Source organism: Paraburkholderia sp. SG-MS1 (assembly GCF_012275575.1).
Classification (GTDB): domain Bacteria; phylum Pseudomonadota; class Gammaproteobacteria; order Burkholderiales; family Burkholderiaceae; genus Paraburkholderia.
The window spans coordinates 1-21,342 of sequence record NZ_NPIH01000229.1; the positions used below are offsets into that span (position 1 = coordinate 1).

15 protein-coding genes are annotated in these 21,342 nt (G+C 64.2%); 6 read left to right on the plus strand and 9 right to left on the minus strand.

All coding sequences use genetic code 11. From position 1 onward, the window contains the following. The first annotated feature begins 997 nt into the window (after nucleotides 1-997). The 4 genes from CIC12_RS20820 (at nucleotide 998) to CIC12_RS20835 (ending at nucleotide 6,073) form a co-directional block, all read left to right on the plus strand. Nucleotides 998-1,759 carry a 3-oxoacyl-ACP reductase gene (locus CIC12_RS20820; RefSeq protein WP_168666528.1) on the plus strand — a complete coding sequence of 254 codons (762 nt, stop codon included), beginning with the start codon at nucleotides 998-1,000 and terminating at the stop codon, nucleotides 1,757-1,759. A gap of 350 nt (nucleotides 1,760-2,109) precedes the next feature. Beyond that, on the plus strand, nucleotides 2,110-3,498 hold the full coding sequence (locus CIC12_RS20825; RefSeq protein ID WP_168666530.1) for an FAD-binding oxidoreductase: 1,389 nt from the start codon (nucleotides 2,110-2,112) through the stop codon (nucleotides 3,496-3,498). 232 nt (nucleotides 3,499-3,730) lie between these two features. Continuing rightward, complete coding sequence (locus tag CIC12_RS20830) at nucleotides 3,731-4,321, plus strand: BPSL1445 family SYLF domain-containing lipoprotein (protein ID WP_168666532.1); 591 nt, start codon at nucleotides 3,731-3,733, stop codon at nucleotides 4,319-4,321. A 264-nt stretch (nucleotides 4,322-4,585) separates the two neighbouring features. Continuing rightward, nucleotides 4,586-6,073, plus strand: a complete 1,488-nt coding sequence (locus CIC12_RS20835; protein WP_168666533.1) for a SulP family inorganic anion transporter — start codon at nucleotides 4,586-4,588, stop codon at nucleotides 6,071-6,073. A gap of 423 nt (nucleotides 6,074-6,496) precedes the next feature. Here CIC12_RS20835 and CIC12_RS20840 read toward each other — a convergent pair whose 3' ends face one another. Continuing rightward, a complete protein-coding gene (locus tag CIC12_RS20840) occupies nucleotides 6,497-8,056 on the minus strand; it encodes a methyl-accepting chemotaxis protein (RefSeq protein WP_168666535.1) in 1,560 nt (519 codons plus the stop codon). Nucleotides 8,057-8,283: 227 nt separating this feature from the next. Then, entirely contained in the window at nucleotides 8,284-8,823 is a 540-nt protein-coding gene (locus CIC12_RS20845) for a YbaK/EbsC family protein (RefSeq protein ID WP_168666537.1), read from the minus strand. Between the two features lie 291 nt (nucleotides 8,824-9,114). Here CIC12_RS20845 and CIC12_RS20850 point away from each other — a divergent pair, with 291 nt between their 5' ends. Further along, nucleotides 9,115-10,404, plus strand: coding sequence for a YihY/virulence factor BrkB family protein (locus CIC12_RS20850; RefSeq protein ID WP_168666539.1), 1,290 nt, complete (start codon nucleotides 9,115-9,117; stop codon nucleotides 10,402-10,404). 428 nt (nucleotides 10,405-10,832) lie between these two features. Next, nucleotides 10,833-12,017, plus strand: a complete 1,185-nt coding sequence (locus CIC12_RS20855) for a porin (protein WP_168666541.1) — start codon at nucleotides 10,833-10,835, stop codon at nucleotides 12,015-12,017. 240 nt (nucleotides 12,018-12,257) lie between these two features. On the opposite strand, the gene CIC12_RS20860 is transcribed toward CIC12_RS20855, so the two are convergent. The 7 genes from CIC12_RS20860 to CIC12_RS20890 form a co-directional block, all read right to left on the minus strand. Then, complete coding sequence (locus CIC12_RS20860) at nucleotides 12,258-13,130, minus strand: proteasome-type protease (protein ID WP_168666543.1); 873 nt, start codon at nucleotides 13,128-13,130, stop codon at nucleotides 12,258-12,260. Between the two features lie 212 nt (nucleotides 13,131-13,342). Then, nucleotides 13,343-14,170 (minus strand): transglutaminase family protein, encoded by an 828-nt coding sequence (locus tag CIC12_RS20865; RefSeq protein ID WP_168666545.1) that lies wholly within the window; start codon nucleotides 14,168-14,170, stop codon nucleotides 13,343-13,345. A gap of 11 nt (nucleotides 14,171-14,181) precedes the next feature. Next, the gene (locus CIC12_RS20870; RefSeq protein WP_168666547.1) at nucleotides 14,182-15,132 is read right to left on the minus strand and encodes an alpha-E domain-containing protein; all 951 of its coding nucleotides are present in this window, start codon (nucleotides 15,130-15,132) and stop codon (nucleotides 14,182-14,184) included. 190 nt (nucleotides 15,133-15,322) lie between these two features. Beyond that, nucleotides 15,323-16,732 carry a circularly permuted type 2 ATP-grasp protein gene (locus tag CIC12_RS20875; protein ID WP_168666549.1) on the minus strand — a complete coding sequence of 470 codons (1,410 nt, stop codon included), beginning with the start codon at nucleotides 16,730-16,732 and terminating at the stop codon, nucleotides 15,323-15,325. 375 nt (nucleotides 16,733-17,107) lie between these two features. Beyond that, a complete protein-coding gene (locus tag CIC12_RS20880) occupies nucleotides 17,108-17,560 on the minus strand; it encodes an HU family DNA-binding protein (protein ID WP_042326082.1) in 453 nt (150 codons plus the stop codon). Nucleotides 17,561-17,965: 405 nt separating this feature from the next. Further along, the gene (gene pdxR, locus CIC12_RS20885; RefSeq protein WP_168666551.1) at nucleotides 17,966-19,447 is read right to left on the minus strand and encodes a MocR-like pyridoxine biosynthesis transcription factor PdxR; all 1,482 of its coding nucleotides are present in this window, start codon (nucleotides 19,445-19,447) and stop codon (nucleotides 17,966-17,968) included. 211 nt (nucleotides 19,448-19,658) lie between these two features. Beyond that, a complete protein-coding gene (locus tag CIC12_RS20890) occupies nucleotides 19,659-21,200 on the minus strand; it encodes a peptide MFS transporter (RefSeq protein WP_168666553.1) in 1,542 nt (513 codons plus the stop codon). Between the last annotated feature and the right edge of the window lie 142 nt (nucleotides 21,201-21,342).

Genomic DNA, 21,342 nt, shown 5'->3' on the forward strand with positions numbered 1-21,342 from the left:
CCAGGCCCCCCGCCGGCAGGACAACCCATCGCCGACGCCTGCGCCACGACCAGCCCCGCAGAACCGGTCGACGAGTCCGCCGGATTCGTTTGCGCTCCCGCCATCGCCGCATACAGACTCACCGCGACTGCCATTACCGCCCGCCGCGTTCCCAACGTCCGCGCGTCCCCGTTTTGCCTTTTCATTTCATTCTCCTAACTATCAACCTAGAGTGACCGGCCAGATAACGAACGAATCCCTGTTCACTGTTAAAAACGAAAATTCAAAGCCCAGTCGACGTCGCCGCGGGCGATGCAAAAATGCATCGTGCGTGGTACCTCTCTCGCGAAAAATCCCGGTCCGATTTGGCGTGATCCGAGAGAAGAAACTGGCTGTGCGCGAACTTCGTCGTTAGAACGGCACAGCATGGCCTGATGGACGTTGAAGTTATGCGGAGCGCCATACGGCGACCGTGCGCTAGACCACGCAATGCGATATCGCGGATCTATTGCCAGCGAATGGCACGGGTAGAACTGTCGGAAATAGTCAATTCAAGAGCTTCTTAAACTGCGGACTTTTTCATATTTAGATACGCAGTCCAAACTATTATGTCGTGAGCCATACGTCTCTCGCCCCCGCTTTAATCGAATAGCCGTCAACAGAGTTCAACGCGATTTTCGTCAAACCACCAGGGTTAAAACGTACGCCGCAGATCTTTCTGCGTGTTCATCCGCACACAAGCGAGCGGCTGCCGAAACCGAGTGAGCGCAATCCCACAGACAGGATCGAAGAGAGTACCGTGCGCACTCACTTTTTGACCTCGACCCGGCACCACAACCCATTACGGCAACAGTCGCAAAAAAGCCGGCAAAGAGCCCCTCATCAGACACCGTCCACAAACCTGATACCGCCTTCGAACCGCGGCTGGCCACTTCGTGCGCTATCCCACACAGCGAGTCAGTCTCCAACTCAGGCGACAATACCAACCTCGCAACTTCATCGACAACAGGAAAAACAGATGCTTCTATCCGATCAATGGGTGCTGGTGACGGGCGGCGCCCGCGGACTCGGCGCGTCCATCACGCGAGCGTTGGTGCGCGAAGGCGCGGGCGTGATCGTGAATTACCGCAAGAGTGAGACGCTGGCGCACGCGCTGAGAGAGGAACTCGGCGAGCGCGTGCTGCTGTTGCAGGCGGACGTCACCGATACCGCTGCAGTCGCGCGCCTGTTCGAAGCCGCGCACGCGCAAACCGGCCAAGCCATCGTCTCGGTTGTGAATAACGCACTGGCCGACTTCCAGTTCGACGGCGACGCACGCCCCTCGATCGACTCCATCGACTGGTCGCGTTTCCAGCAGCAACTCGACGGCTCGCTCAAAGGCGCGCTCAACACGATGCAGGCAGCCGCGGCCGGCATGCGCGCGCGCGGGTTCGGGCGCATCGTCAACGTCGGCACCAATCTGTTTCAGAACCCCGTGGTCCCGTATCACGACTACACCGCGGCCAAAGCCGCACTGCTCTCGCTCACACGCACCGCCGCGCACGATCTCGGCCCCGACGGCATCACGGTCAACATGGTGTCGGGCGGTCTGCTGCGCACCACCGACGCGAGCGCGGCCACCCCGGAGTTCGTCTTCGACCTGATCGCGAATTCGACGCCGCTGCGGCGCGTCACGACGCCCGAGGAATTCGCCGACGCCGTGCTGTTTTTCCTGTCGCCCTGGGCGCGCGCGGTGACGGGCCAGAATCTGATCGTCGACGGCGGTCTCGTGAAAGGCTGATTCTTCAGCGCGGCCGGCCCGCATGCATGCCGCACCAAAAGTGTCGCTGCGCAGCCATCAGCGCGGCGCAATCCAACACTTCGCCGCGCGTTCTTTTCCCGAAGTATTTCCACCATCCGTGACGCAGGCCGGCTCGTCTTCGCCTGCGTGGCCCCCGGACGCTTGTCGCATGAGCGCTTGCGCGAGATCGCCGGCGAGCGCGGGTTTACCTTTGTTTGACTTAGCCAGACTGCCCCGTTTACTGGACCCAAGCAAAGCTCTCAATCAGCTTTCTGTTTCGGCGTTCCATTTGCTTTGGTCATCCAGATAGCGATGAGGGATTCGCCGTTCACTCTCCGATGAGGCAAGTCATGGCTAACGTGTCCAGCAGCGCTACCGACGAATTGAAATCCGCGATCCGAGGCCAGCTCCTGCAGCCTGGCGATGCGAGCTACGATCAGGCACGCAGTATCTGGAATGCGATGATCGACCGGCGTCCGGCGCTGATCCTGCGTTGCGCCGGCGCCGCCGACGTGCGCTGCGGCGTCGCGTTCGCGCGCGACAACGACCTGCCGCTGGCGATTCGCGGCGGCGGTCACAACATCGGCGGCAGCGCGCTTTGCGACGATGGCCTCGTGCTCGATCTGTCGTCGATGAAGTCGGTGCGTATCGACCCGCAAGCGCGGCGGGCTTATGTCGAACCGGGCGCGACACTGCACGACTTCGACCACGAAGCCCAGGCCTTCGGACTCGCGACGCCGCTCGGCATCAACTCGACGACCGGCGTCGCGGGCCTGACGCTCGGTGGCGGCTTCGGCTGGCTCAGCCGCAAATACGGCATGACGGTCGACAATCTGTTGTCGGCGGACGTCGTCACCGCCAACGGCGAACTGGTCCGCGCCAGCGCCGATTCGCACGAAGACCTGTTCTGGGCGATACGCGGCGGCGGCGGCAATTTCGGCGTCGTCACGTCATTCGAATTCCAGTTGCATCCGGTCGGACCGCTCGTGTACGGCGGCCTCGTCGTGCTGCCGATCGCGCAGGCGAAAGACGCGCTCGTCAAGTACCGCGCCGCACACGCCGGCATGCCGGAGGACCTCAGCGTGTGGGCGGTGTTGCGGCTTGCGCCGCCGCTGCCTTTCCTGCCGCCGGAAGTGCACGGCACGCCGGTGATCGTGTTCGCGATGTGCTATGCCGGCCCGGTCGACGACGGGCCGTCCGTGGTGGAAGCCGTGCGAGGCTTCGGCACGCCGGTCGGCGAACATCTCGGCCCGATGCCGTACGCGATGTGGCAGCAGGCGTTCGACCCGCTGCTCACGCCGGGCGCGCGCAATTACTGGAAGTCGCACAATCTCGGCGGCATCGACGATGGTCTGATCGATGCGCTGCTCAGTGCGATCGGCAACCTGCCGTCGCCGCAGTGCGAAATTTTCTTCGGCCAGATCGGTGCGCAAACGCAGCGCGTGCCGGTCGCGGCCACCGCCTACCCGAGCCGCGATACGCAGTACGCGATGAACGTCCACGGCCGCTGGGACGATGCCGCCGACGACGAGCGCTGCATCGCATGGGCGCGTGCCTTCTTCGACGCCGCCGCGCCGTTCTCGCTCGGCAGCGTGTACGTCAACTTCATGACGCAGGAGGAAGGCGGCCGTGTCGCCGAAGCCTACGGGCCGAACTACGAACGGCTCGTCGCGGTAAAAAGCCGCTACGACCCGCACAATCTTTTCCGCCACAACCAGAATATTCGACCGGCGGCTTAACAAATAAAGGCGAGCAAACCACCCACGAGCTCGCCGATTCACACCATCTTCCGAGCCAACGCCGCCGTCCCTGCGCAGACGCGCGGCGTCGGGTACGCTATTTGCTGATTCGCCAACGTCGTGGGGCGTGCCGCCAGCGGGGGCAAAGGCATCATCGCCCCGGGAAACGCACGGGAAGCGAAGCGGCGGCCGCCCTCCCGTCACCTCCATAACGTAAAAGGACAAAACCAACATGCGCAGACGACAATTCATCCTGACCGGCAGCGCTGCTCTGGCCTGCGCTGGCCTCAGCCTCGCCGGTTGCACGACGACTTCGCCATCCTCGAGCGCTTCGCCTTCGGCCAACGCCGGCAAGCGCGATACGATTAACGCCGGTGTCGACGCGACACTCGCACGCCTCTACGAAAACGTCCACGGTTCGCGCGAGCTGGTCGCGAAGGCGCGTGGCGTGCTGGTGTTTCCGTCCGTCATCTCGGCGGGCTTCTGGGTCGGCGGACAATACGGCGAAGGCGCTCTGCGGGTGAACGGGCAGACGACGGGCTTCTATAGCACCGTCGCGGGGTCGTTCGGTTTGCAGATCGGCGCGCAGTCGAAGGCGCTCATCTTCCTGTTCATGACGCAGGAAGCGCTGGACAAATTCCTCCACAGCCAGGGATGGGCAGCCGGCGCGGATGCCACCGTCGCGGTGCTGAAGGTCGGTGCGAACGGCGCGGTCGACACTTCCACCGCCACCAGCCCGGTCGAAGCGTTCGTGCTGACGAACGGCGGCCTGATGGCCGGTGTGTCGGTCGAAGGGACCAAGGTGTCGCGTTTGATGATCTAAGCGTGCGCACCTCGTCACGCAGCCGCTCGCCGGTTGCGTGACGCCGGCATCAAGCAAGGTCGCGGTGTCCCTTGCGGTCGCGACCTGGCCCGCCTCACCGGTCACATCGACCGTACTGCTGTAAAATCCCCCGCTTTCGCCATTTTGCGTTCCTCTCCGGCCTGGGGCTCAATGCCTCGCCAACGGACGCAACCTGCGCCGCGCCACGTGCCTCGCCACGTACGCAGCTGCCCACGCGCTCCCACGCTCCCCACCTCGTTGACAATGAACACCGCTAGTCCCACTCACGGTCGGCCCGCCGCGCTGCCCGGCATCAGAAGCAATGTGCTCGCAGGCCTGACCTCGTCGTTCGCGCTGGTGCCGGAATGCATCGCCTTCGCGCTGGTCGCCCACCTCAACCCGTTGATGGGCCTCTATGGGGCGTTCTTCATCTGCACCATCACCGCATTGTTCGGCGGCCGGCCCGGGATGATTTCCGGGGCCGCGGGGTCGATGGCGGTGGTCATCGTCGCGCTGGTCGTGCAGCACGGTGCGCAATATCTGCTTGCCACCGTGATACTCAGCGGCATCCTGATGGTGCTGTTCGGCGCGTTGCGCCTCGGCAAGCTGATCCGCATGGTCCCGCATCCGGTGATGCTGGGCTTCGTCAACGGCCTCGCGATCGTCATCGCCACCGCGCAGCTCGCGCACTTCAAACAGAGCACGCCGCAAGGCGAACAATGGCTGCACGGCAGCGCGCTGGCGATGATGTGCGGCCTCGTCGCGCTGACCATGGCGATCGTCTATCTGCTGCCACGGCTCACGCGCGCCGCGCCGCCCGCACTGGTGGCGATCGTCGGCGTGGGGCTCTTCACGCAGCTGCTGCATCTGCCTACGCGCACGCTCGGCGACATGGCGCACATCGCAGGCGGGCTGCCCACGCTGCATCTGCCCACCGTGCCGCTGAATCTGGACACGCTGCACGCGGTACTGCCCTACGCGGTGCTGATGGCGATCGTCGGCTTGCTCGAAACACTGCTCACCTTCAATCTGACCGACGAGATCACGGAAACGCGCGGCCAGCCCAACCGCGAATGCCTCGCGCTGGGCGCGGCGAATATCGCGTCGGGTCTGTTCGGCGGCATGGGCGGCTGCGCGATGATCGGCCAGACCATGATCAATCTGAATTCGGGCGGCCGTTCGCGGCTGTCGGGCATCATCAGCGGCGTGATGATCCTGATGTACATCCTGTTCCTGTCGCCGCTGATCGAACGCATTCCGCTCGCGGCGCTGGTGGGCGTGATGTTCGTGGTGGCACAGCAGACCTTCGCCTGGGGTTCGCTGCGCGTGCTCGGCAAGGTGCCGCGCAACGACGCGCTGGTGATCGTCGCGGTCACCATCATCACCGTGTTCTCCGATCTGGCGATTGCGGTGATGTGCGGCATCGTGATCGCCGCGCTCAACTTCGCGTGGCAACATGCCCGCGAAATCCACGCGCATGTCGAAGACAGTGCCGGCGACAAGACCTACGTGCCGCGCGGCACGCTCTTTTTCGCGTCGACCACGCGTTTTCACGAACTGTTCGACCCGCTCGACGATCCTGAACGCGTCACGGTCGATTGCAGCCACCTGCTGCTCGCGGACCATTCCGCGCTCGCCGCGTTGCAGGGATTGGTCGAGCGCTATCGCAAAGCCGGCAAGCAGTTGCGCATGAAGAACCTCTCAGAGCGCAATCAGCGTTTGCTCACTCGCGCGGGAATTGGCCTCGCATGATGCGTGCGGCACAAACCGGCGCAGCGCCACGGCCGGGCATCCTTCGCGCCGCATCCTGATCGCGCATCGCGACAAGGCCATCGGCGACTCGCTCGTGGGGCTGCTGTCGGTGAAGGGATACGATGCGATCCATGCCGCGGATCTGAGCAGGTCGCAGTGTTTCCTGAAGCGGTGGGGTCCCCACGCAGTGTTGCTGGACACCTGGCTCGACTCGCCGGCGGGCTATCCATTCACTCGCACGGTGCGCGCCGAGCCCGCCCACGCCAACGTCCTGTTGCTGGCAATGAGCACTATCTGGCCGCTCGATCCGATCGGTCCGCTCAAGGAAGCCGGTTCGACGGCCATTGCAGGCGGCCATGCTCGCTGTGGCGCGTGGTCGATATCGTCGAAGGCTTCTTCGCGCCCGCGTGAGCGAGCGCCGGTTCAGCGCTGCTGCGGCAGCGTGAACACCGCGATCGCCGCGGACAACTGGCCGGTCTGCTCCTTGAGCACCTCTGCGGAAGCGCTCGCTTCCTCCACCAGCGCCGCGTTCTGCTGGGTCGTCTGATCCATGCTCGCGACCGCGATGTTGACCTGCTCGATGCCCGAGCTCTGTTCCACCGACGCCGCGCTGATCTCCCCCATGATGTCCGTGACGCGGCGTACCGCCAGCACGACTTCCTGCATCGTGTCGCCGGCGCGGCCGACGTACTGCGCGCCGCCGGCGATCTGCGCCGCCGACTCCTCGATCAGCGCCTTGATTTCCTTCGCGGCCGCCGCGCTGCGTTGCGCGAGCGTGCGCACTTCGCCGGCCACCACGGCGAAGCCGCGCCCTTCCTCGCCGGCGCGCGCCGCTTCGACCGCGGCGTTCAACGCGAGAATGTTGGTCTGAAACGCAATCCCCTCGATCACGCCGATGATGTCGCCGATCCGGTGCGACGACTGCGAGATGCCGCGCATGGTCTCGACCACCTGGCCGACCACTTCGCCGCCGCGCGCCGCCGTCTCCGATGCGTTGTGCGCGAGCTGGCTGGCCTGCTTCGCGTTGTCGGCGTTCTGCTTCACGGTCGCGGTGATCTGCTCCATGCTCGACGCCGTTTCGCCGAGCGCGCTCGCCTGCTGCTCGGTGCGGCGCGACAGGTCCGCGTTGCCTGCCGCGATCTCGTGCGACACCGTCGCGATCAGCGTGGCGCCGCCGCGAATCTGCGTGATCGCCTGCGCGAGGCGATGCTGCATGCGCCGCATCGCGGCGAGCAGGCTGGTCTCGTCGCCGGCTTTCGTCTCGACGACCACGTCGAGATCGCCGTCGGCGATCCGCGAAGCGATCTGTGCCGCGTAGGCCGGTTCGCCACCGAGCTGCCGCAGGATGCTGCGCAAAATCACGCCTATCACGAGCGACACCAGCACGCCCAGCAGCAGCGACGCGCCCGCGTACTTCATGAGCGCCGTGTAAAACGCGCTGTCGATGTCGTCGGTATAGACGCCCGTGACGATGGTCCAGTCCCACGGCTTGTAGAGACGCATGTAGTTGATCTTCGGCGCGAGCTGGCTCGAGCCCGGCTTCGGAAATTGCAGATGGACGAACGCTTCGCCTTCGCGCTGGGTTTGCTCCGAGCCTTCCTTGAACACATGCCGCCCATCCGGATCGGTGACGCCCGTCATGTCCTTGCCGACCAGATCGGCGCGCGTGCCGTGCATCAGCACGCGGGCGTGGCTGTCTTCCAGCACGAGGTAGCCGCCGGCGCCGTCGTAGCGCATCGCGCGCAGGTCGTCCATCGCCGCGCGCTGCGCATCGGCGAGCGACAGTGTGCCGGCCGCGGCCAGACCGTTATAGCGATCCAGCACGCTGTATGCGACGCTGACGACGCTCTTGAGCTCCGCCTGGCGGTCGGCGATCATCGTGTCGCGTGCTTTGAAAGCGCCCCACAGGCCGATCGCCAGAATGCCCATGCACATCACAGCGAGCGCGAGCCAAAGCCGCACTTTCAGGCGAAACCGTTCCATCTCCGTATCCTTTGTCCTTGTCGCTGGCATCCGCGCGAGCGTGTGCCGCGACGGTTCATGCCGACTGCTGGATTAACGGCGGAACGGGGGAAAACTTCAGGTTTTATTCTTCAATGCGCGTGGGTAGCCGGTAGTGACCACCATGCCGACTGAGCGCGGAGGCTTTTGCCCGCACATGCCGTGCGATGGTCCAGCTTCGCCTGCCGGCACGTCGGGCACGTGTGGCCTCACTCAGCCGGCAACGTGAGCGACGCGACTTCGCAACGCGGCCACTGCCGCAGCACGTCAGGCGCGAGCAGCAGCTTGGCCGCGCGCACGCCTGCGCCCATCACGATCTGCGCACGCTGCATCACGGCGGCGTCGACGAGGATGCGCCAATCGGCCGGCAAGCCGAACACGGTGATACCGCCGAATTCCATGCCGCTGTGCTCCACCGCCTGCTCGCGTTTGGCGAACGAGAGCCGCTGCGCGCCCAGTGCCGCCTTCACGGCACCGTTGATGTCGAGCAGCAGCGAACCCAAGGAGACCACCGCCGCGTAGTGCTCGGCGCCCTCTTTCTTATAGCGGATCACGATCGTGTTCGCGCAGTCTTCGAGGCCGAAGCCATAGCGCGCGCTGAATGCGGCGGTGTCGGAGGCATCGTCGGTGACCGGGAAGACCGTTACACCATGAGCCGGCAACTGCTCGATCACGTGCACGGGCAAGTGCGCGCTCCATTGTTCCGACGCAATGACGTCCAGCTGCTGTACGAGTTCGTGCGAATGCATAGTGAAATGAGCAAGAGGTTGTGAATGCCTCCGCATTCTAACGGCACACTTCGCTTGCACGCATCGCGTGGCGGGTGGCGCGAGCGCGTGCCGACACCGCCTGGCCGCGCCGGCCCCTCGTGACCCCTTTACCGCAACGAGCGCCCGCCGCGCTATTTGCTTGTATATAGTGACGGGCACAAGGTTTGCGAAAGGCACTCATGCGAAGACGGCGGCGAAGCGTGCGTCGGGGCCACCTCAACGGTTCGCACACGGCGTGTGCCACGCCGGGATCCCATCGAGAAACACGACATGGACATCGACTCCCTTTCCTCCGAGAACCTCCAGCATGTGGCCCGCAAGCAGGCCAACTGGGCGATCGGCGCATTCAAGCAGTTCGCCGACGACCGCTGCGCCGCGATGGCCGCCAGCATCGCCTTCTATGCGGCCTTCTCGCTCGCGCCCACGCTGGTGATGGTGATCGCGGTAGCCGGCTGGTTCTTCGGCGCCGCCGCCGCCCGCGGCGAGCTGTACCACCACATCAACGGCTTGCTCGGCGACCAGGCCGCCGCGGGTGTCCAGACCATCGTCGAAAACGCGCATCACAGCGGCAACGCGGGCGGCATCGCGGCGATCATTTCGTTTTCGGCGCTGGCGATCGGCGCGTCGGCCACCTTCTCGTCGCTCAATACCGCGCTCAATCAGGTGTGGCCTTACACCGGCCCGCGCACCTCCAGCGTCATCGCGCTGGTGCGGGTCCGCCTGATCTCGTTCGGACTGGTGCTGGGCGTCGCCTTCCTGCTGATCGTTTCGCTGGTGCTCGATACGGTCATCACGTTTGTCGGCAACTGGCTGTGGGGCAATTCGCCGTACGTGGTGATCGGCAACCTGCTGCAACTGGGCGTCGGCCTGCTGGTGCTCGCGTTCGCGTTCGCCGCGCTGCTCAAGTTTCTCCCGGACGCCACGGTGCGCTGGCGCGATGCGTTCGTCGGCGGCATTGTCGCGGCCGTGCTGTTTTCGGCGGGCAAGAAACTGTTCGCCCTGTATCTGGCGCACGCGGGGATGGCGACGTCGTTCGGGGCGGCGGGCTCGCTCGCGGTGCTGCTGATGTGGCTGTACTTCTCGGCCGTTGTGCTGCTGCTCGGCGCGGAATTTTCGGCGGCGCGCGGACGGCTGCATGATCCGCGCGGCGGCTGGGGCATGCAGGCGGCCGCGCCGCCGGGCAGCCGCGCGAAACTCGCGTCGGTGCTGGCGGCGTCGACGGTACCAGGGTATGCCGATGCAACGGTATCCGGCCACGCGGCGCTCACACCCGCGCGCGGAGTGCCGTCCGCAGTAGCCTCTGCAGCCCCTTCCCGCACACCGGCGCGCAGCGTCGCCTCGGCGCGCGCAACCGCCGTCAAGGTTGGCCGCGGCGTCGCCATGGCTGAAGCGCAGGCCACCCGCCTCGCCGCCGACGCGCTCGTCGAAGCCGGCCGCAAAGCGGCGGCGGCCGACCGCTACGTCAGGCGTAATCCATGGACCTCGGTGCTGCTCGCCGCGGCGGCCGGCCTGGCTGCGGCAACCGTAGCGCGCCGCGCGGGCGAGAGCGACGATCGCTGATCCCCGGCGCAATTTCAAACCCCGCTTTCCGCACGCCAATGGCTGCACCTCTGCGCGTGCGCCGGGTTGCGCCTGTCCAGAGCATATCGATTCTGTCCAGCTTGCCGCCGGTCGCTCGCCTTTCCGCCTTGATGTTTTCCTTACCGGAATCACCCAGACGAATAGACGACTTTATTACAAAACACCTTCAATTCAACGCCGAATGTGGCGATAACCAATCCGTCACTGTCAACAAAACAACAATAATGCTCAATCAACGAATAAATATTGCTCAAACAGAAATAATCCTTAACGTTCTTTAAATACAAGGCTTTGGCGTGTTTTGTCAGTTTTTGACGACACTCTTTTTTTTCCAGTTCTTGCCGGTAGACGCCGTGAGCTATTCTGCTTTCCGCAACAACGAAACTAATCATCGCGTGGAGAAATGGATGAAACGAATCGCACTGTCTACCCTCTCGCTGGCGCTTCTGGGCGTCACCGGCGTGGCACATGCTCAAAGCAGCGTCACCCTGTATGGCTTGATCGATGAATCGGTCCAATACGTGAACAACGCCACCCCGGCGGGTGGCAGCCTCGTGCAACTGTTCGGCGGCAACCTCCAGGGTAGCCGTTTCGGCCTGAAAGGCTCGGAAGATCTGGGCGGCGGCCTGAAGGCCATTTTCCAGTTGGAAAACGGCTTTGACATCAACAGCGGCAAATTGCAGCAAGGTAGCCGCATGTTCGGTCGTCAAGCTTACGTCGGTCTCGCCGCCGATCAGTGGGGCACGTTCACCGCCGGTCGTCAATACGACCCGCTGGTCGACATGATCCAGCCGCTGACGGGCGACAACTACTTCGGCAGCACGTTCGCTACGCCGGGTGACGTCGACAACAACGACAACAGCTTCCGCATCAGCAACTCACTGAAGTACGTATCGCCGGTGTTCGCTGGCTTCCAGGTCGAAGGCATGTACGCCCTCGGCGGCGTGGCAGGCTCGACGGGTTCGGGCCAGACGTGGTCGGGCGCGGCAACGTATGCGACCGGTCCGTTCAGCATCGCTGCAGGCTACCTGCACGCAAGCAACTCGTCGACGACGCTGGCGCAGCGCGCGGGCTGGAGCTCGACGGCTACGTCTGACGGCACGTTCGACTCCGCGTTCCCGGATGCTGCCGGCATCAACTCGGCCTACGCTTCGTCGAAGTCGATCGGCATCGCTTCGGCTGCTGTCCAGTACGTCACGGGCCCGTTCACGGCCAACCTGAGCTACAGCAATGCGCAATACAAGCCGGACTCGCAGTCGGGCTTCCTGACCACGCAGAAGTTCAACGTCGGCCGCGTCTACCTGGGCTACCAGGTCACGCCGGCAGCGCTGCTGGGTCTCGGCTACGCATACACGAAGGGCTCGGGCGACGCATCGGCGACGTATCACCAGGTGTCGCTGGGCGGCGATTACTCGCTCTCGAAGCGCACGGACTTGTACCTGGTTGGCGCATGGCAGCATGCAAGCGGCGAACAGCGTGATCCGACCACGGGTCAGCTCGTCTCCGCTACGGCTTCGATCGGTTCGTACGGCAATCAGGCGAGCACCGACAACCAGGTCATGGTCAGCCTCGGTATCCGTCACAAGTTCTGATCGGGACGTGCTACGTAGCTGAAAGCGACGTAGTCAAAAGCCAGCCAGAGGCAATGCCGATGGCTGGCTTTTTTTCGTCTTGAGGTAATGGTTTTTGCGGCTGGGCGGGTGCGGGTCGATGTGCTTATCCGTCGGCGAGAACCGGCCGCAAGCGCGGCAACGGAAAGTGACGTGGCAAAAACAAAGCCGCCGACGAGCCGCTTGCCGGGCTCACAACGAGCTTCGTATGCGTCGGCATTCCTACCGCCGCTGCGTCCTGGCCTTGTCCGCCTGCGCGAGCGTCTGCGCGGGCTTCGCTTCGAGTTCATGCTCGATGCCGTCTGCGCCGACCGGCGCGCGATGCAACACTAGCGCCCGCTCGCGCTGCAACGACGGCACATCGGCCGCGTCCTGCCAGTCCGGATCGGGAATCGAGCCGAACACCTGGCGCAACTGCTCGCCCCACGTGCTGTGGATCATCTCGAAGTACGCGTTGCCGTGATCGATCGACACGAACCGCGTGACACGCAGCGCGTCCTTCTCGTACACCAGCAGATCGAGCGGCAAACCCACCGACAGGTTCGAGCGCAGCGTCGAATCCATCGAGATCAGCGCGCACTTGGCGGCTTCGTCGAGCGGCGTGGACGGCGTCAGCACGCGGTCGATGATCGGCTTGCCGTACTTGGCCTCGCCGATCTGGAAGTAGGGATTGACAGCGGATGCTTCGATGAAATTGCCCGCCGAGTAGATCATGAACAGGCGCATCTGGTTGCCCGCGATCTGCCCGCCGAGAATGAAGCTGCAATTGAAATCGACGCCGAACTCCTGCAGCGCCTGCGCCTCGCGCTGATGCACGCAGCGCACCGCGCGGCCGACCACGCGCGCGGCGTCGGCCATCGTGGGAGCGCTCCAGAGCGTGGGCAACGCGGGATCGGTGGGTTCGGACAACTCGTGAAGCACCGCTTGCGTGAGCGACAGATTGCCGGCGCCCATCAGTACGAGCATGCGCTCGCCCGGCTGCTCGAACACCGACATCTTGCGCGCCGTGCTGATATGATCGACGCCCGCATTGGTGCGCGTGTCCGACAGGAACACGAGACCGTCGTCGACGGCCATCGCTACGCAGTAGGTCATAAGGTACCCGCGAAAAGCAACTGAACGGCGCTATTGTAATGCGGCGCGCATGCGTTTCTGTTCTGCGCCGTTCCTTTGCGCGTCTGTTTTGCGCCTCTGTCCGTATGTCGGCCTGGACGGGCTCATCCTGAAGGACGAGCGTTCGAACGCTCCGTCGCAACCCCGTGGCGAGCCGGAGCTGCACGGGGTCCGCGAGGCGCCTTCCTGGCCGTCTATTGAGGCAGCTGCGCGCTGACCGTCACCGACACCTTCAACTGCTCTTCGAGTCCGCCGATACGCCGTCCACGCACCGGCGCGGCGGCCTCGTAGTCGCGTGCGACGGCGAGCCGGCAATAAATTTCGCTGGCAAACGCGGCATGCGTAACGTCGATCGAAATCCAGCCCTTGCCGTCGAGCCACACGTCCACCCACGCATGACTCGCGCCATGCGGCGCCGCGGCGGAGGCTTCCATCGCGGACAGGTCGCCGGGCTCGATATAGCCGCTCACGTAGCGTGCCGGAATGCCGCGCGCGCGGCAGCACGCCAGCATCAAATGGGCATGGTCCTGACACACGCCGTTGCCGAGCGCGAGCGCCTGGGCCGCCGTGCTGGTGACTTCGGTGACGCCGGGGCGATACTTCACGCGCTGCACGATCTGCTCGGACAGCTCGATCAGACTCGCCGAACTCGCGAGACTCGGCACCGATTCGGCCAGTTCGCGGATCGCCGCGTCGGCCTCGGTCAGCCGCGTCGCGCAGGTGAAATGTTCGAGCGGAATCGGGCCGACCGCGTCGCGCAGCAGGCCGTCGACGAGCGCAATCGTGTCCACTTCGCCGGACACCTGCAGACGGATCTCGCTATGCGGCTTGTTGATGACCAGCGTATGCAGCACGTTGCCGTACGCATCGAAGGTCGCGTCGAGCTTGCCCGGCGCATCGATGCTCCAGCGCCGCACGACCTGGGCGGCGCCGCTCGCCGGCGTCAGGCGCAATTGCTGGATCGAATAATGGACCGTCGCTTCGTAGCGATACGACGTGTCGTGGCGGATCGTCAGGTACATATAAAACTCCGTCAGGCGACTGGCAGCATCAGATAGGTACGCGCGACCAGATTGCCCAGCTCGAACACGCGAGCGAGAAACTGAGTCAGATAGGCGTGCAGGCCGGCTTCGAAAATCTGCCGGATATCGGAATAGACCAGCTCGGCGCGCAGCTTGCCGGCGAAACGCTCACACTGGTTCGAGCCCGAAGTGCGCAGCATCGCCAGATTCGTGCAGACACCGTCGACCGATGCGAGCAGCGAGCGCGGCATCTGCTGGTTCAGGATCATCAGTTCGACCACCCGTGCTGGCGTGACGACGTCGCGATACACCTTGCGGTAGATTTCGAGCGCCGACACCGAACTCAGAATCGAGGTCCAGTAATAGAAGTCTTCGAGCTGGCGCGCGGCGTCGCGTGAATTCGGTTCGACGTCCGCGAAGCGCACGTCGAGAATCCGCGCAGTGTTGTCGGCGCGTTCAAGGTAGGTGCCGAGCTGCGTGAAGAAGAATGCGTCGTCCTGCAGCGCGGTGCCGATCGTCACGCCGCGCGACAGATGCGAGCGGAACTTCACCCATTCGAACAGCGCGCCCGGATTGTGCGCCGCCTGCCCGGACGAGATGCGCTCGTTGAATTCGAGCCACGTGTCGTTGATGGTTTCCCACCATTCGGTCGTCAACGTGCCGCGCACCGCGCGGGCGTTTTCACGCGCGGCCTGCAGGCACGAATGAATGCTCGACGGGTTGTTCGCATCCGCGACCATGAAGTCGAGCACGTGTTCGCGGGTGGGCTCGTCGTAGCGCTGCGCGAACGCGCTTTCGAGCTCGGAGATGCGCAGCACCGAACGTTGCGCGCGCGCCTCCTGTTCGGACGTCTGCGGCAACAGCAGCGCCTTCAGGTTGATGTCGAGCATGCGGGCGGTGTTCTCCGCGCGCTCCATGTAACGGGCCATCCAGAAAAGGTGATCGGCGGTGCGGCTTAGCATGACGGCGTTCCGTGTCTGATGAGGCGAGGCTTATGCTAAAAGTAAAAGTACAGGCTCGCTGGTTATCCGGATGCGCGGGCGGCGTGCCGCGTGTGCGTACTACGTTTGGCGTGCCGCCGCTGCGCGCTGGGCTGCGAACGCGCTTGCCCGGCTGCCCGATGAGCGGCAGCGGCAGCGCATCGCAACCGCGTCAGTCGACCATCCACGTATCTTTGGTCCCGCCTCCCTGCGACGAATTGACGACGAGCGACCCCTCCTGCAACGCGACACGCGTGAGGCCGCCCGCCACCATCGTGACGGTCTTGCCCGACAGCACGAACGGCCGCAGATCGATATGGCGCGGCGCGATGCCCGCTTCGACAAAGGTCGGACACGCGGACAGTGCGAGCGTGGGCTGCGCGATATAACCAGCGGGCCGCGCGATCAGGCGTTCACGGAACGCCTCGATTTCAGCTGAGGTCGACGCCGGTCCCACCAGCATTCCGTAGCCGCCCGCGCCATGCACTTCCTTGACCACCAGCTCGGGCAGATGCGCGAGGGTGTACGCCAGATCGTCGGGCTTGCGGCACTGGAACGTCGGCACGTTGTTGAGGATCGGCTTTTCGCCGAGGTAGAACTCGATCATCTCCGGCACATACGGGTAGATCGATTTGTCGTCGGCGATGCCGGTGCCCATCGCATTGGCGAGCGCCACGCGGCCGGCGCGATACGCGGTCAGCAAGCCCGGCACGCCGAGCGCCGAGTCGTTGCGGAACGCAAGTGGATCGAGAAAGTCGTCGTCGACGCGGCGATAGATCACGTCGACGCGCTTGGGCCCCTGCGTGGTGCGCATGAACACATAGTTGTCGTCGACGAACAGGTCCTTGCCTTCCACCAGTTCGACGCCCATCTGCTGCGCGAGGAAGGTGTGTTCGAAATACGCGGAGTTGTACATGCCCGGCGTCAGCACCACCACGACCGGATCGTCGACGCCTTCGGGTGCAACCGAGCGCAATGTATCGAGCAGCAGATCGGGATAATGCGCGACCGGCGCGATGCGGTTCTGCACGAACAGCTCGGGGAAAAGCCGCATCATCATCTTGCGGTTTTCGAGCATATAGGAGACGCCCGACGGCACCCGCAGATTGTCTTCGAGCACGTAGAACTCGCCCTCGTCGCCTGCGCGCACCACGTCGACGCCGGCAATATGCGCGTAAACACCGAGCGGCACATTCACGCCTTGCATCTCGGGCCGGTACTGCGCATTGGTATAGACCTGCTCGGCCGGCACGACGCCGGCGCGCACGATGTTGCGATCGTGATAGACGTCGTGGATGAACAGATTGAGCGCCTGCACGCGCTGACGCAGACCGGCTTCGAGCGTCTGCCATTCGCCGCGCGGGATGATGCGGGGGATCAGGTCGAAGGGAATCAGCCGCTCCGTGCCTGACAGATCACCGTTCACCGCGAAGGTGATGCCCACCCGGCGAAACAGCAAGTCCGCTTCCGCACGTTTGCGTGCGATCGCTTCGTTGCCCTGCTTGACCAACCATCGCTCGAAGCGTGCGTAGTGTGGCCGCACGGCATCGTCATGATGACGCATCTCGTCATAGCATCGCATGTCACGCCCCGCTCTTGTTGTCGGATAGAAGGCGAATGCGCTGCGCATTCGGTGTTCGACAATCGATCAAGCAAGCGCTATGCCATTGAGCTTTTAGCGAACGGAACACGTTGCATGCACGCTAACAGCGCATCCCACACCGGCAACGCTTCGCTGCCATCGTACTGCGGCGGATCACGATGCGCCAGTACAGTGCATGCGCGGCACCGTGATGCACGCGAGCGGAACTCGCACGCTAACGCCGCACAAAAAAAGTCCCCGTGGATTTTCATCCACGGGGACTTCGAGACAACTCGCATAGCGAACCGGCTCATACGTGAGCCATGGTCAAGTCAAACCATGATGGTCAACATCAAGGCCACGCTCGATGCGCGATCAGCCTGCTGCAGCGTCTTTCAGCTTCTTCAGCGCACGCGCTTTGATGCGCACGCTAGCCGGCTTGGCCGGGAACCAACGCTCTTCGCCCGAGAACGGGTCTTTGCCGAAGCGCTTCTTCTTCGCCGGCACAGCTTGCACGACGATCTTCAGAAGACCCGACAGCGTGAATTCGCCAGCGCCCTTCTTATGGACGGCGCCGAGGATCGTGTCTTCGAGCGCGGCCAGCACGGCCTTGGCGGTCTTCGGTTCGACAGCGGCGCGTTCAGCGACGTGAGCAGCCAGCGAGGCCTTCGTGAAGGTGTCCTTGATCGGCGACGGTGCGCTGGAAGCCTTCACGGCGACCTTCTTAGCTGCGACGGCTTTCTTCGCAGGGACTTTCTTTGCAGCAACCTTCTTGGTCGGTACCGGGGCAGCAGCCTTCTTGGCCACCTTTTTTGCGGAAGTCGGCATGTTTCTCCTACCTGTTGTGGTCAGTGAATTGCATGAAGCGCACACCGTATGCGCACGCTTCAACGCCGGATTCTACAAGCGTCAAGACGATTTGCGCGACTCTTTTATGTATTCCCTCGAAGGTTTGTTGCGTGGCGCAGACTCCACAACACATTTTGATGCTTGTTTTAGCGGGTAAACGTGTGTCGGCACGCTGCGCAACACGAACACGTAACGCACGTTACAGTTCGTTTCGATGCATGTATACAGGCACATTCGTCTTCCGCGTGCGACTGCGCCAGGTGCTTTGCGATGGCGAAGAACACTGTTAAATCGCGGATCGAGCGCGCGTCGCAGCGCAACCCATGGCGATTCGACCTGCGGCAGAACGTGCCAGCCCGCACGAACCCCGGCTGACGACAAGCGTCAATGCGACAGACGCGACAGGACGGCGGCGAGCGTCGTGAGCGCCGCATCGATGTGTTCGACCGCGATGCTGCCGTAGCCGAACATCAGGCCGGCTCGCGGCTGCGCATGCAGATGAAACGGCGCCAACCCATACAAACCGATCGACGCCTCGCGCGCCGCGTTGACCACCGCCGGCTCCGTCAACGGCGCGCGCAGACGCGCCGCCATGTGGATGCCCGCGGTCGGCACGATCGGTTCGAACCACGGTGCGAGCCCGCCGCGCAGATGCTCGAGCAGCATCGCGCGGCGCGCCGCGTAGATCTTGTGCATGCGCCGCAGATGCTTGGCGAAGTCGCCGTTGACCATGAAAGACGCGAGCGCGGTTTGCGTGAGCGTGCAGCCATGCCAGTCGGCGATCTGACGCGCCTTGACGAGCGCGCCATGGAGCGACGCCGGCGGCACGACGTAGCCGACCCGCAGCTCCGGAAAGATCGTCTTCGAGAACGTGCCTACGTAGGCGACCAGTCCGGCGCGATCGAGGCTCTTTAGCGGCTCCATCGGCCGGCCTTCGAAGCGGTATTCGCAGTCGTAGTCGTCCTCGATGATCACCGCACCGCGCTTCTGCGCCCATTCGAGCAGTTCGACTCGACGCTCGAGGCTCATCGGCATGCCCAGCGGAAACTGATGCGACGGCGTCACGTAGACGAGCCTCGCCTTGTCCGGCAGCTTGCTGACGATCAACCCTTCACTGTCCACCGGCACCGGCACGACGCGCGCGCCGGTGGCCTTGAAACACGCAAGCGCGGGCGGATAGCCGGGATCTTCAAGCGCGGCGACTTCACCGGGCCGCAACGTGATGCGCGCCATCAGATCGAGCGCGTGCTGCGCGCCCTGCGTGACGATCACGTCTTCCCAATTGCTCGCCACCGCGCGGTTGAATGCGAGGTAGCGCGAGATCGCGAGACGCAGCGCCTGCTCGCCCGCTGCGTCGCGATACGTGCCGGGGCCGCGTGCCTGCGCACGCAACGCGTGATTCACGCAGCGGCGCCAGACATCGAAAGGGAACAACGCCTTGTCGGTCGCGCCGCCGACGAAATCCTGCGGCGGCGGCACCGACGGTCGCGGCAGCGGCAAGCTCTCGGGCATCTGTTCCCACAGCGGCTGGGCGCGCGCGGCCGCGACTTTGGCCTTCGCCAGGGTCCGCTCGCGCGACGACTCCGCCGCGCGCGCCTGCGCGGAGCGTTCCACCGGCAAACGCTCGAGACCGTCGGCGACGAAGGTGCCCGACCCGGCACGCGCGCTCAGATAGCCTTCGGAGAGCAGCCGCTCGAAGACGTCGAGCGTGGTCTTGCGCGACACGCCGAGTTGCGTCGCGAGATTGCGCGTGGACGGCAGCCGCGTGCCGCCGGCGAGCCTTCCTTCGACGATGCCGGCCCGCAACTGCCGATAGATCTGTCCGGCCAGATCGTGATGGCCTTCGACCGCGATATGTATGTCCATGCCGGTGGCTACCCCAAATATCCGGGAAATGGTTGGTTCGACAGACCAGTGACGAACCGTAAGCTTACCTCTGGCACCGCTACCGCTGCGGATATAGACGAAGCGCTGCGCGCCTGAAATGCAAAACGGCGCGACTTGCTATGCAAGGGCGCCGTTGTGATTGTGCGTGGGTCGCGCAAGTGGCTCGCGTCGCTTGCGCAGCCGTAGCGGACTACTCCGCCGCCACGCTATTAAGTGCCGCGTTTTGCCGCGCGCTTTCCCGCGCTTCGTCGCCGCAACGCTGATGGTCGCGCGACAGCTTGCGCATCAGCGGCAGCAACAGGACCGCCACCAGCGCGCCAGCCGCCGCGAGCCAGCCCAGACCGTTGAACAGCTTGACGTAGAGCGGCAACGATTCGAGCGGATCGAGATTGCCGGCCGGCATCTGCGCGAAGTTCGCGACCACGCTGCCGAGGTATTGCGACACGCCGGTCGCCACGAAGTAAGCGCCCATCATGAAGCCGCTCATCCGCGCAGGGACGTAGCGCGCGATCATCGCAAGTCCCAGCCCGCTCACCAGTAATTCGCCCAGCGAATACAGGCCGTAGCCGCCCACCATGAACCACGACGACACGCGCCCATCCACCGCGTAGTTGCCGCTCGCCGCGTACACGAAGAAACCGGCCGCCACCACCGCGAAACCGAACGCGTATTTCACCGCCACTGGCATGTCCTTGCCGTTCCTCGCGAGCTTCGTGTACAACAGCGCGAGCAACGGGCTCAGCAGCATGATCCAGATCGGGTTGAGCGCCTGGAACTGCGCGGCGCTCCACGTGAACAGCGTCGTGCCGAACAGCGTAAAACGCGGATCGACATTGCGCAGCGCGAAGAGCGTAAGCGAGGTCGACATCTGCACGTATAACACGAAGAACAGGACCACCTGCGCGGTCAGAATCAGCGCGGCGACGAGTCCTGCGCGCTCGGAGCGTTCGCACTTCATCAGCATGTAGCCGAAGATCGCCAGAATCGCGATACCCGCTGCATACACACAGGCCACCGCGATCGCCTTGTGCTGCAGCACGAACATCGTCGCCGCACCGAGCACGAGGCCGCCGAGCGCGAGCGCGCCGACACGCCTCCAGCGCACCGGTTCGGCATCCGGCGCAGAGCCGATATGCGCGAGCGTGCGGAACATGACGAAGTAATTCAGCACCGACAGCAGCATGCCCGCGCAGCACACCGCGAACGCCGCGTGCCAGCCCCAGTGGTCCTTGATCCATGGCGTGGCGAGCATCGACGCGGTCGAGCCGATGTTGACCGCCATGTAGTAGATCGTGAACGCGCTGTCGATGCGCGCGTCGTCGCCTTCGTAAATGCGGCGCACGAGGTTCGCCGCGTTCGCCTTGAAGAGCCCGTTGCCGACCACGATCACGCCGAGCGAGGCGTACATGTACGCGAGCTGGTCGTTGGGCAGCGCCAGCATGAAGTAGCCGGCGCCCAGCACGCCCGCGCCGAAGATCATCGTGCGGCGCGCCCCGAGAATCTTGTCGCCGATCCAGCCGCCGATCGACGGCGACGCGTACACCAGCGCCGTGAATGCGCCCCACGTGAGCGTCGCGTGGCTGTCGGTGAAGTTCAGCTTGTCGATCATGAACAGCACGAGCAGCGCGGCCATGCCGTAATAGCCGAAACGTTCCCACATCTCGATCAGAAAGACCGTCGAAAACGAACGGGTCTGCGACACGCGCGCGCCAGACGGGCGGGATGCATTCATCGTGTACCTCTTGTTCAAACAGTTGCGGTGTCGCGCGAACGGGCCGCGCGGCGCGAAATACGGATCTGGAAAAAGCGGTCGGCGAAGCCTGCGCGGTTGGCGCATACGCGTTGGCGTCATCATCGGCGTGCTCGATCGCATG

Coding starts and splice junctions, on each gene's coding strand:
- CIC12_RS20820 (WP_168666528.1), top strand. CDS start 998: ATGCTTCTATCCGATCAATGGGTGCTGGTGACGGGCGGCGCCCGCGGA.
- CIC12_RS20825 (WP_168666530.1), top strand. CDS start 2,110: ATGGCTAACGTGTCCAGCAGCGCTACCGACGAATTGAAATCCGCGATC.
- CIC12_RS20830 (WP_168666532.1), top strand. CDS start 3,731: ATGCGCAGACGACAATTCATCCTGACCGGCAGCGCTGCTCTGGCCTGC.
- CIC12_RS20835 (WP_168666533.1), top strand. CDS start 4,586: ATGAACACCGCTAGTCCCACTCACGGTCGGCCCGCCGCGCTGCCCGGC.
- CIC12_RS20840 (WP_168666535.1), bottom strand. CDS start 8,056: ATGGAACGGTTTCGCCTGAAAGTGCGGCTTTGGCTCGCGCTCGCTGTG.
- CIC12_RS20845 (WP_168666537.1), bottom strand. CDS start 8,823: ATGCATTCGCACGAACTCGTACAGCAGCTGGACGTCATTGCGTCGGAA.
- CIC12_RS20850 (WP_168666539.1), top strand. CDS start 9,115: ATGGACATCGACTCCCTTTCCTCCGAGAACCTCCAGCATGTGGCCCGC.
- CIC12_RS20855 (WP_168666541.1), top strand. CDS start 10,833: ATGAAACGAATCGCACTGTCTACCCTCTCGCTGGCGCTTCTGGGCGTC.
- CIC12_RS20860 (WP_168666543.1), bottom strand. CDS start 13,130: ATGACCTACTGCGTAGCGATGGCCGTCGACGACGGTCTCGTGTTCCTG.
- CIC12_RS20865 (WP_168666545.1), bottom strand. CDS start 14,170: ATGTACCTGACGATCCGCCACGACACGTCGTATCGCTACGAAGCGACG.
- CIC12_RS20870 (WP_168666547.1), bottom strand. CDS start 15,132: ATGCTAAGCCGCACCGCCGATCACCTTTTCTGGATGGCCCGTTACATG.
- CIC12_RS20875 (WP_168666549.1), bottom strand. CDS start 16,732: ATGCGATGCTATGACGAGATGCGTCATCATGACGATGCCGTGCGGCCA.
- CIC12_RS20880 (WP_042326082.1), bottom strand. CDS start 17,560: ATGCCGACTTCCGCAAAAAAGGTGGCCAAGAAGGCTGCTGCCCCGGTA.
- pdxR (WP_168666551.1), bottom strand. CDS start 19,447: ATGGACATACATATCGCGGTCGAAGGCCATCACGATCTGGCCGGACAG.
- CIC12_RS20890 (WP_168666553.1), bottom strand. CDS start 21,200: ATGAATGCATCCCGCCCGTCTGGCGCGCGCGTGTCGCAGACCCGTTCG.